Source organism: Nonomuraea zeae (genome assembly GCF_005889725.1).
GTDB classification, from domain to species: domain Bacteria; phylum Actinomycetota; class Actinomycetes; order Streptosporangiales; family Streptosporangiaceae; genus Nonomuraea; species Nonomuraea zeae.
Genome location: NZ_VCKX01000392.1, coordinates 1 through 9,910, shown reverse-complemented (window position 1 = coordinate 9,910; position 9,910 = coordinate 1). Strand labels below are relative to the sequence as shown.

12 protein-coding genes are annotated in these 9,910 nt (G+C 69.6%); 6 read left to right on the top strand and 6 right to left on the bottom strand.

The genetic code is table 11. The features are described 5' to 3' along the window. Positions 1-420 (top strand): AtuA-related protein (locus ETD85_RS56065; RefSeq protein ID WP_420847350.1); only part of this gene is annotated, 420 nt, incomplete at its 5' end. Here the strand turns inward: ETD85_RS56065 and ETD85_RS56060 are convergent. Beyond that, complete coding sequence (locus ETD85_RS56060; protein ID WP_240780055.1) at positions 376-1,251, bottom strand: ROK family protein; 876 nt, start codon at positions 1,249-1,251, stop codon at positions 376-378. The genes ETD85_RS56065 and ETD85_RS56060 overlap by 45 nt on opposite strands. A 159-nt stretch (positions 1,252-1,410) precedes the next feature. Here ETD85_RS56060 and ETD85_RS56055 point away from each other — a divergent pair, with 159 nt between their 5' ends. The 5 genes from ETD85_RS56055 to ETD85_RS56035 all read left to right on the top strand — a co-directional run bounded on the left by ETD85_RS56055 (position 1,411) and on the right by ETD85_RS56035 (position 4,898). Next, positions 1,411-2,226, top strand: a complete 816-nt coding sequence (locus ETD85_RS56055) for a GNAT family N-acetyltransferase (protein ID WP_206059511.1) — start codon at positions 1,411-1,413, stop codon at positions 2,224-2,226. A gap of 60 nt (positions 2,227-2,286) precedes the next feature. Next, positions 2,287-3,300 (top strand): phosphotransferase family protein, encoded by a 1,014-nt coding sequence (locus ETD85_RS56050; RefSeq protein WP_138698009.1) that lies wholly within the window; start codon positions 2,287-2,289, stop codon positions 3,298-3,300. Positions 3,301-3,392: 92 nt separating this feature from the next. Beyond that, positions 3,393-3,653 (top strand): hypothetical protein, encoded by a 261-nt coding sequence (locus tag ETD85_RS56045; RefSeq protein ID WP_138698008.1) that lies wholly within the window; start codon positions 3,393-3,395, stop codon positions 3,651-3,653. 57 nt (positions 3,654-3,710) lie between these two features. Next, entirely contained in the window at positions 3,711-4,562 is an 852-nt protein-coding gene (locus ETD85_RS56040) for a helix-turn-helix domain-containing protein (protein ID WP_138698007.1), read from the top strand. A 69-nt stretch (positions 4,563-4,631) separates the two neighbouring features. Then, positions 4,632-4,898, top strand: coding sequence for a hypothetical protein (locus ETD85_RS56035; protein WP_138698006.1), 267 nt, complete (start codon positions 4,632-4,634; stop codon positions 4,896-4,898). Positions 4,899-5,247: 349 nt separating this feature from the next. Here ETD85_RS56035 and ETD85_RS56030 read toward each other — a convergent pair whose 3' ends face one another. The 5 genes from ETD85_RS56030 to ETD85_RS56010 form a co-directional block, all read right to left on the bottom strand. Continuing rightward, positions 5,248-6,213, bottom strand: coding sequence for an ABC transporter substrate-binding protein (locus ETD85_RS56030; protein WP_138698005.1), 966 nt, complete (start codon positions 6,211-6,213; stop codon positions 5,248-5,250). A gap of 26 nt (positions 6,214-6,239) precedes the next feature. Continuing rightward, positions 6,240-7,181: an ABC transporter permease gene (locus ETD85_RS56025; RefSeq protein WP_138698004.1), complete on the bottom strand. Its 942-nt coding sequence runs from the start codon at positions 7,179-7,181 to the stop codon at positions 6,240-6,242. Beyond that, positions 7,178-7,966: an ATP-binding cassette domain-containing protein gene (locus ETD85_RS56020; protein ID WP_138698003.1), complete on the bottom strand. Its 789-nt coding sequence runs from the start codon at positions 7,964-7,966 to the stop codon at positions 7,178-7,180. Before ETD85_RS56020 ends, ETD85_RS56025 begins: the two co-directional genes overlap by 4 nt. A gap of 115 nt (positions 7,967-8,081) precedes the next feature. Next, positions 8,082-8,486: a hypothetical protein gene (locus ETD85_RS56015; RefSeq protein WP_138698002.1), complete on the bottom strand. Its 405-nt coding sequence runs from the start codon at positions 8,484-8,486 to the stop codon at positions 8,082-8,084. 258 nt (positions 8,487-8,744) lie between these two features. Then, positions 8,745-9,881, bottom strand: a complete 1,137-nt coding sequence (locus ETD85_RS56010; RefSeq protein WP_138698001.1) for a mannosyltransferase YkcB-related protein — start codon at positions 9,879-9,881, stop codon at positions 8,745-8,747. Positions 9,882-9,910 lie beyond the last annotated feature (29 nt).

The window sequence follows — 9,910 nt, the reverse complement described above, 5'->3', positions numbered from 1 at the left end:
CCACCCGCCCCCATCCGGGCCGCTTCGGACACATCTCCAGACGCGCGCACAGTCCAGACTGCCTCGGGCACCTCCGACGACCGGCCGACCGTGCGGGTGCCTCTGGGCCGGATCGCCGGGGCCCGGTCGGGCGACAAGGGCGGCAACGCGAACCTGGGTGTGTGGACCACCACGGCGGCCCGCTACGACTGGCTGGCCGCCCACCTGACCGCCGACACCCTGAAGGAGCTCCTCCCGGACCTGGCAGACCATCACATCGACCGCTACGAACTGCCCAACCTCAAGGCGCTCAACTTCGTCGTCCACGGGCTCCTCGGCCGGGGCGTGGCGGCGAGCCCTCGCCTGGACCCGCAGGCCAAGGCCCTGGGCGAGGAGCTACGGGCGTGCCTCGTGGACCTGCCCGCCGACCTGTACGGCTGACCCGGCCGCCGGGCCGTCCAGCAGCCGTGTCCCCAGCAGCGCGGCCCCCATGAGCCCCGCCCGGACGCCGAGCGACGAGGCCAGCACCTCCGGCGGCTGCCGGAACGCCAGCCGCGCCGCCAGCCGCGCCCGCAGCGGGACAAGCAGCGCGTCGCCCGCCTGCGCGACCCCGCCGCCGATGACGATCCGCGTGGGGTCCAGCAGCAGCGTGTACGTGGCCAGGGCGAGCGCGAGCGCCTCGACCGCCTCGCCCCATACCTCCGCCGCCCGCGGCTCCCCCGCTGCGGCCCGTCGCACGACCTCCTCCGCCGTGTCCGCGCCGCCCCGGGTCGCGACCGCCGAGCCGGACGCGTACGCCGCCAGGCAGCCCTGCTGGCCGCACCCGCACGCGAGGCCGTCCGGCCAGACGGGGATGTGCCCGATCTGCCCGGCCCAGCCGCCCGCACCCCCGTACAGGGATCCCGACAGCACGACCGCGCCCGCGATGCCCGTGCCGATGGGCAGGAACAGGACGTTCTCCCCGCCCGCCCCGTAGGCGAGCTCCGCCTCTCCCGCCGAGCGGACGTCGTGCCCCAGTGCCACCGGCAGATCCACGTCCGTGAACGCCGACGCGGGCACGTCCCGCCACCCGAACGCCGCAGAGAAGACGGCGTGCGTCGCGGTCACCAGCCCCGGCACAGCCAGCCCCACCGCGACCGGCCGCACCTCGATACCCGGCCTCACCGCCGTGGCCGGGTGCACGTCCGTGGCGGGGTGCGCGATGGTGGCGGGGTGCGCGATGGTGCGGGGACGGGCGAGGTCGGCGACGAAGGCGGAGATGGCGGCGATCACCCGATCGGCCCCTTCGGCCCGAGGTGTGACCCGGCGCTCAAAATGGAGAATTGTCCCATCCCGGGCGACAAGTCCCCCTTTCATGGTGGTTCCGCCAACATCCACCGCCACAACGCATTCCATCCCTCCATCCTCTCCCAACCACCACCTTCAGGAAGAATGTCCACCATGACCTTCCGCCGCCTGACCACCAGCGACCTCGACGACTGCGCCCGCCTGGCCAAGGACCGCGACTGGCTGCCCGAACGGCACAAGTGGCGCCTGTTGTTCGAGGTCGGAGAGGCGTACGGCATCGACGCCCCCGACGGCGACGGCCTGGCCGCGACGAACATCCTGACCCGCTACGGCGACGACCACGCGGTGATCAGCATGGTCCTCACGGCGTCCAGGTACGCCAGGCGCGGCCTGGCCCGCGCGCTCATGGAGCACGTGCTGGAGCAGGCCGGCGACCGTACCGTCTCGCTCTACGCGACCGACAACGGCCGCCCGCTCTACGAGCAGCTCGGCTTCCGCGTCGTCGGCACGGCGGCCAAGCACACCGGCGTCTTCGAGGGCGAGCCGTCGGGCCGGACGCGCCCCGCCACGGAGGCCGACCTCGGATGGATCCTCGATCTCGACGCCGAGCTGTTCGGCACGGACAGGTCGGCGGTGCTGCGGCGGATGTTCGCGTTCGGCGAGCAGGTGCGGATCGCCGAGGGCGGCTTCGGCCACTGCTGGCGCAACGACGACAACACGGTCATCGGCCCGGTCGTGGCGCGGGACGAGGCGACCGCGCGGGCCCTGATCGGCGATCTGGCGCTGGACGCGGGCGGCGAGGTGCGGATGGACTTCGACCTGGCCATGGACGACCTGGTCAGATGGGCGGGCGAGCACGGCATCGGCTCCCCGTGGCGGGTCTCGAAGATGGTGCGCGGCGGCGACCTGCCAGGCGACCGGGCCTGCCAGTTCCTGCCGTTCATGCAGGCCCTGGGTTGACCGTCCGGACGGCGCTCTCATAGGGTCGCCACTAGAATATCGTTCTGTCGAAGGGCGGTCATGACCTCCACCCACATCGACGTCAGCGTCATCGACTTCGACGCGCTCGGCGCGTGGATGGACGCCGAAGGGCTGCCCGGCGGCCCGATCACCGGCATCGCGCCGGTGCCCGGCGGCACGCAGAACGTCATGGTCCGCTTCGAGCGCGGCGGGCGCCCGTACATCCTGCGCCGCCCGCCCCTGCACGCCCGGCGCAAGAGCAACGAGGTGCTGCGGCGCGAGGCCAGGGTGCTGGCCGCGCTGCGGGACACGCCCGTGGCCGCGCCCAGGCTGGTGGCCGCGCAGACCACGCAGGAGCCGGTGTTCTACCTGATGGAGCCGGTCGAGGGCTTCAACCCCTCGACCGGGCTGCCCGAGCCGCACGCCTCCGATCCGGCGATCAGGCACCGGATGGGGCTGGAGGCCGCCGCCGCGCTGGCCGAGCTGGGGCGGGTCGATCCGGGGGTGCTGCCGGGGTTCGGCCGGCCGGAGGGGTTCCTGGAGCGGCAGGTGCCGCGCTGGCTCAAGGAGCTCGACTCGTACGGGGAGCTCGACGGTTACCCGGGCCCCGACATTCCCGGATTGCCGGAGACGGCCGACTGGCTCACCCGCAATCTGCCCCGCTCGTTCACACCGGGCGTCATGCACGGCGACTACCACTTCGCGAACCTGATGTTCGCCTGCGACGGGCCGCGCGTGGCCGCGATCGTCGACTGGGAGATGTGCACGATCGGCGACCCGCTGGTGGACCTCGGGTGGCTGCTGGCCACCTGGCCCAGCAACAACGGCCACGTGCCGGGGCTGCCGCAGCCACGGGAGATCATCGCCTACTACGCGGCCCTGTCCGACCGCGATCTGTCGGCCATCGGCTGGTACGCGGTCATGGCCTGCTTCAAGCTCGGCATCGTGCTGGAGGGCAGTCACGCGCGGGCGTTCGCCGGCAAGGCGCCCAAGGAGATCGGGGATTTGCTGCACGCGACGACTTTGGGGCTGTTCGAGCGGGCTCGGGAGTTCATGGGAGGCGCCCTGGACTGACCTAATATCACGATTTCTGGACAAACGATCACATGGTTCCCCGTGAGCCGTACAATTGCGCGCAATTGCATCTGTATCGGGGAAGGATCGTCATGCGAATGCGGTTCCTTGGCTCCACCTCGGAGGCGGGCGCCTGTCCCACTCTGTACGAGACCGACCGTGGCACGATTGTCGTGCAAGGACTCCAGGTCACCGACGCGGAGGCACTCGCGGACCTCCGCGACGTTCTCGACGGCGAAGGCGCCGTCGAAGTGCCCCGCGAGCTCCTCACCGAAATCGCCCGCCGCGTCCTGTTCAATGACTCGACAACCGTTTTCTCTGGCAGCGGAGGAACACCGTCGGCAACCGGTTGATCACAATTGCGACTGCCACTGGCTTGATCGGTACGGGCAGGGCTAGCCTCTTGCGGCGTGACGTCGTTTCAGCAGGCGCGCATCGACCTCGGCAGCCAGTTACGTCAGCTGCGCGAGGGAGCCCATCTGTCGGGCAAGGAGCTGGCGGAGCGGTTGCGCTGGCAGCCGTCCAAGGTCTCCCGCCTGGAGAACGCCCGCCAGACGGCCACCGAGGATGACGTGGTCGTGTGGGCGCAGGCCGTACGCGCCTCGCCCGACACGACCGACGGGCTGCTCCGGCAGGCCATCGCACTGCTGGAGCGGCACGACGACTGGAAGCAGCGCCACCGCAGCGGCCTGGCCGCCATCCAGGAGGACGTCCGCGACCTGGAGTCCAGGACGAAGCTGTTCAGGGTCTTCGAGCCGGGGATCATCGCGGGCCTGCTGCAGACCTCCGAATACGCCAGACACGTGTTCCGCAAGGTCAAGCGGCTCTACAGCGCGGCCGACCAGATCGACGCGGCGGTACGGGTACGCATGCAGCGCCAGGAGATCCTCTACGACCGGACGCGGACGTTCAGGTTCGTGGTGACGGAGGCGGCGCTGCGCACCTGCCTGGCGCCACCGGAGGTGATGCGCGGCCAGTTCGACCGCCTGCTCGCGGTCAGCACGCTGCCGAACGTGGACTTCGGCGTCATCCCGTTCGGCACCGAGCTGCCGTCCAATCCCATCAACGGCTTCTGGATCTACAACGAGGCCATGGTCGCCGTCGCCACCATGACAAAAGACCTGACCCTCCGCGATCCCGATGACATCGCCTTCTACGTCCGGGCCTTCGACGACTACGCAAAAGCCGCAGAATTTGATGAAACCGGACGGGAGGTCATCATCGGCATTCTTAACCAATTTCGCAAACAAAACTCACATTAACCGCAGCAATTGCTTGCCTCCCACCCCAAGATCGTGCAATTCTGTCGCGAGACGTTGCGGAGGTGACGCATGATGCTCGATACCGCGCTCTGCCTCGAAAGGTTCGCCTGGCACGCGGGTCGTCACGCTGACCTGTCGGTCCAGAGCTTGGCTCTGTCGAGCGACCCGGCGTACGTGTCGGTCCGTAACCGATTCTCGGCCACCCTCATCGAGACGGTGACCTGCTCCGACGAGGGGGCCTACATCACCTCGTGGGGTTATCGCCTGGGCACCGCGGACGACATCGAGTCCGCCGCCGCCCGCCTCGCCTTCCTCCTGGCCGCCCTCCCGGCCTAGCCGACTACGCCGCGGCGTCCAGGGCCGGCAGGAGCGCCCCGGCCGGCAGTGCGGCACGCATGATCGGATTCCACCCTCCGGACGACGAGAAGCTACCCAGGCCGGGCTGACGAGCCGCCGAGTACGCGTCCGGCCCCGTCCGCGACTCGGACCGACCTTGTGCAGGCCTTAGCACCGAACTCATCCGGCCTTGTGCGGGCCTCAGCAACCGGACTCGAACGGGCTTGTGCGGGCCTCAGCAACCAGACCCATCCGCGCGGGTGCGGGCCTCAACAACCGGACCCATCCGCGCGGGTGCGGGCCTCAACAACCGGACCCGGACCGAACTCAAACGGAACTCGTCCGGGCCTCAGCACCCGGCCTTGTAGAGGACCTTCTGCACCTCTGGCTGATCCACGTTCTGCGCCGTGACGATGGTGGCGTCCGTCGGGATCGACGGCGTGACTTGCTGACCCCTGACGGCCGCGACGGCCTGCTCGACCCCCTTGGCACCGATGTCCCCGGGCAACTGCGCGATCAGCGCCTGTACGACGCCGTCCTTGAGCTGCTTGACCTGTGCGGGCCCCGCGTCGAACCCGACCATCTTGACCTGGCCCAGCTTGCCCGCCTGCTGGAGCGCCGACCCGGCCCCCGTGGCCGAGTTGAGGTTCGTGGCGAACACCCCGGCCAGGTCGGAGTCCTTGGCCAGCGCCGCATTGACGATCTTCGACGCCTCGGTGACGTCGTTGTGCGAGTACTGAACGCCCAGGTAGGCGATCCCCCGATGGTTCGCCTTGACCTCCTCCTCGAAGCCCTTGATCCGCGCGTCCACGGTGCTGACGCCCGGGTCGGTGGAGATGACCAGCACCTTGCCCTTCCCGCCGACCTGCTCCGACAGCGCCTTGGCGGCCGCGGCGCCGCCCTTGAGGTTGTCGGTGCTGATCCTGGACAGGCCGATGCTCTGGTCCTCGACCACCGTGTCCACCAGAATGATCTTGATGTCCTGCTGCTTCGCCTGGGTCAGCGGCGCGATCATGGCTTTGACGTCGGTCGGGGCGATGAGCATGGCGCTGGGCTTGCTCGCCACGACCGAGTTGACGATCGGGGTCTGCAGCGTCGGGTCGAACTTCTGCGGCCCCTGCACGTCGAGCGTCACGCCCAGTTCCTTGGCCTTGGCCCGCGCTCCGCAGGCCATGGTCTCGTAGAACTCCTCACCGGCCAGGCCCTGCACGAGCGTGATCCGGATCTGGCCGTCGCCGCCGGCCTCCCCGCCCTGCCCGCCGCACGCGGTGACCGTCAGCAGCGCCGCTCCGAGAGCGGCCATGACCTTACGCATGGTGGTGCCTCCTTCTCCTGCTCGCGCTACCGGTCACGGGCCCTGCGCCGCCACTGGTCGACGTAGACGGCGGCGACGAGCACCGCGCCCACCACCACCTGCTGCCAGAACGGCCGCACGCCGAGGATCTGGAAGCCGTTCTGCAGCACGACGGGGATGAACACGCCGATGACCGTGCCGGCCACCGTGCCCGCCCCGCCGAACAACGACGTCCCGCCGATCACTACGGCCGCGATCGCCTGGAGGTTGTCGGTGGAGTGCGCGGACACGCCGGTGATCCCGTACTTGGCCAGCGACAGGTGACCGGCCAGCCCGGCCAGCAGCCCGGCCAGGCCGTACACCTTGATCAGATGTCTGCGCACGGCCACGCCGCCGCGCCTGGCCGCCTCGGCATTGGAGCCGATCGCGTACGTGTGGCGACCGAAACGGGTGCGGGCGAGCGCGAGGGCGAGCACGGCGGTGATGGCGGCACAGATCCATACGATCTGCGGCACGCCGAGCCATCTGTCCAGCCCCAGGCCCAGGTTCAGCTCCGCCGGCGCCCGCAGATCGACGCCCCCGGTGAGCAGCAACGCCCCGCCCAGGGACATGCCGAGGGTCCCCAGCGTCACGATCAGCGCCGGGATCCGTCCCAGCGCGACCAGCACCCCGTTCACCACCCCCCACGCCAGCCCGGTGACGAGAGCGCCCACCGCCCCCAGCACGAGCGAGCCCGTACCCTCGATGACCTTGGCCGCAACCACGGCCGAGAACACCAGCACCCCGCCCACCGACAGGTCGATGCCCGCCGTGATGATCACGAACGTCATGCCGGTGGCCAGCAGCAGCAGGATGGCGGCGTCGCTCACCAGGTTGAGCAGGTTGAACGAAGTGGGGAACGAGCGCGGCGCCAGCACCGCGAACGCCACCAGCAGCCCCGCCAGCACGAGCCCGATCCAGACGACCTGCAGCCGTCCCAGCTCCCTCATGCGTCGCGCTCCTGCCGCGGCTCGCTCTCAAGCTGCTGCTCCAGCGCCCCCGTCATGGCGCCGACGAGCTCCTCCATCGATGCCCGCGCCGTCTCGAACCGCGCGACCCTGCGACCCAGCCGCAGCACCTCGACCCGATCCGACACCGCCATGACGTCCTGCATGTTGTGGCTGATGAGCACCACGGACACGCCGGAGTCGCGGACCGTCCTGATGAGATCGAGCACCCGCCGCGTCTGCACCACGCCGAGCGCCGCGGTCGGCTCGTCCATGAACACCACGCGCCGCGCCCAGGTCACGGCCCTGGCCACCGCGACCCCCTGCCGCTGCCCGCCGGACAACGTGGAGACCGGCGCGCTCTGGGACGCCAGCCGCACGCCGAGCCGCTCGCACGCCTGCCGGGTCTCCTTGCGCATGGTCGTGTTGTCCAGCACGCCGAGCAGCCCGAGCAGGCCGGGCTTGAGTCGCTCCCTGCCGAGGAAGAAGTTGGCGGCGGGGCTGAGATCGGCGCAGAGCGCGAGATCCTGGTAAACGGTCTCGATCCCGGCCCGTCTCGCCTCCTCCACAGCCCCGAACGCGACGGCCGCACCGTCGAGCTCGATCGTCCCGCTGTCGGGCCGCTCGACCCCGGACAGGATTTTCGCCAGCGTGGACTTGCCCGCCCCGTTGTCGCCGATCAGCGCGACCACTTCACCGGCCCGCAGGCTGAAGTCCGCGCCGCGCAGCGCCTCTACCTGGCCGTAGCTCTTCACGATCCCGCGGGCGTCGATCAGCGGTACGGCCATACGACCATCAAGAATCCCCCTGACATCGTTGTCAAGAGGCCCACCCGCTCGGGCCGGGCATCCGAAGGGCAGGCCCGCGTAGTGCGCGGGCCCGCCCTTCGGATGGGGGTCTGGTCTAGTTGACGTCGAGCTTGCGCTGGATGGCGATGAGGATCTGCATCATCTCGCTCTGGTTGCTCTGCAACGCATCGAACTTGCCGGTGAACTTGACATCGAGGGCGTCCACCTTGGTCTCCAGCGCGTCGACCTTGGTCTCCACCGCGGTGAGCCGCGTGTCGAGCCGGTCGACCTTCGTCTCCAGTGAGTCGACCTTCGTCTCCAGTGAGTCGACCTTGGTCTCCAGTCGGCCGACCCTGGTGTCGAGCAGGGTGACCTTCCCGTCAAGGGCCTTGACCTGGTTGGCCACGCCGTTGATCCGCTCGGTCAGCTGCTGCCCCAGCTCGGTCTGATCTGCCCGGATCCGGATGACCTCGTTGTCCAACTCGGTGCCGAGCGTGCAGCAGATCTCCTTGAAGCCCATGATGATCTCCCTTACCTTGGGGGGTAAGGGACCGGGGATGGTAGCGATCTCCGGTCCCGCTTCTTGACCAAGAGAATACGCCTTCGAGTAGCGCGCCCCCAACAAAAACAAGATGAGAATCGGCAGGTCAGAGGGCAGATTGGCGATATAAATCCGGACCAATCGCCCTATTTCAAACCAGAGATTTTTCTATACCAGACAAAATACTCCGCCCCATAGGGCAATGGGCGGGGCGCCATTTGCGGCGCCCCTCTCCCATCACGTGGCACAGTCGTACAAACCGTCCTGACCGTCCACCGCCGTGCAGTTCGCCTGCACCCAGGTCGTCACCTCCGTGTTCCCCCGGCCGGGCCCGCCGCCTTCGCTTCCGGCCATGACGTACCGCAACTGCCCCGAGGAGACCAGCGACTGCAGCCGCTCCACGGTCATCGCGGGGTCGCTGCCGGTGAAGCCGCCCATCGCGATCACGGGCTTGCCGGTGGACAGGATGAGGCCGGACGCCTGCTGGGCGCTGTTCACCGCCACCAGCCACGTGGCCTTGCCCTGGTTGGCCACCAGGTATTTGGTCATCGCGTCACTGACGCCGCCGCCCGGTCCTCCGCGGCCCATGAAACCGGACCGCCCACCACGACCCGTAACACCGGAGTCCGCAGTGCCGGGTTCCGCGTTCTGGCGGTTGCCGGTGCCCGGCTGGCCGGGGCCGCCGCCCGGGAACTGGCCGCCGCCGGGCATGCCGCCCGGCCGCCCGAATCCGCCCATCCCGCCGCTCGACGGCCCCGCCGTCGGGTTCGTACCGTTGACCTGTGACTGCAGCGGCGTCACCGCGTACGCCGCCGGCCCGGCCAGCCCGGCGACCACCGTGGCGGCCAGTGCGAGCGCCGCGATCCGTGCCGTCACCTGTGCCCGCACCCTGGCCACGACGAGCACCACCACGGCCACCAGGGTCGCCCCGAGCACGACCCAGGCCAGCCACGGCGCCCAGTCGGGCGTACGGCGGAGCACCACGAACGACCACACACCCGTGACCGCCACCGCCAGCGGCAGCACCCAGGCCCACACCCGCGACCGCCGGTACGCCTGCCACATCACCACAGCGCCCATCCCGCACAGCGCGGCCACGGCAGGAGCCATGGCGGTCGTGTAGTACGGGTGGAAGGTGCCGCTGGAGAAGCTGAACACCACGTAGTGAACGGCCAGCCAGCCGCCCCAGACCAGCCAGGCCGCCCCCGAGGGCCCGTCGTCCGGCGCGGACACCAGCCGCAGCCTCATGAACCCCCGCCGCATGTGGGCGACGCGCATGAACGCGGCGAACGCCAGCGCGATCACGCAGAACGGCAGAAGCCAGGAGATCTGCCCCGCGAGGATGTCGTTGAACAGCCGCTGTCCCTTATACACATCTCCGAGCCCACGAGACCCTAAGACAA

Coding starts and splice junctions, on each gene's coding strand:
- ETD85_RS56015 (WP_138698002.1), bottom strand. CDS start 8,486: ATGGGCTTCAAGGAGATCTGCTGCACGCTCGGCACCGAGTTGGACAAC.
- ETD85_RS56025 (WP_138698004.1), bottom strand. CDS start 7,181: ATGAGGGAGCTGGGACGGCTGCAGGTCGTCTGGATCGGGCTCGTGCTG.
- ETD85_RS56020 (WP_138698003.1), bottom strand. CDS start 7,966: ATGGCCGTACCGCTGATCGACGCCCGCGGGATCGTGAAGAGCTACGGC.
- ETD85_RS56050 (WP_138698009.1), top strand. CDS start 2,287: ATGACCTCCACCCACATCGACGTCAGCGTCATCGACTTCGACGCGCTC.
- ETD85_RS56055 (WP_206059511.1), top strand. CDS start 1,411: ATGTCCACCATGACCTTCCGCCGCCTGACCACCAGCGACCTCGACGAC.
- ETD85_RS56045 (WP_138698008.1), top strand. CDS start 3,393: ATGCGAATGCGGTTCCTTGGCTCCACCTCGGAGGCGGGCGCCTGTCCC.
- ETD85_RS56030 (WP_138698005.1), bottom strand. CDS start 6,213: ATGCGTAAGGTCATGGCCGCTCTCGGAGCGGCGCTGCTGACGGTCACC.
- ETD85_RS56035 (WP_138698006.1), top strand. CDS start 4,632: ATGATGCTCGATACCGCGCTCTGCCTCGAAAGGTTCGCCTGGCACGCG.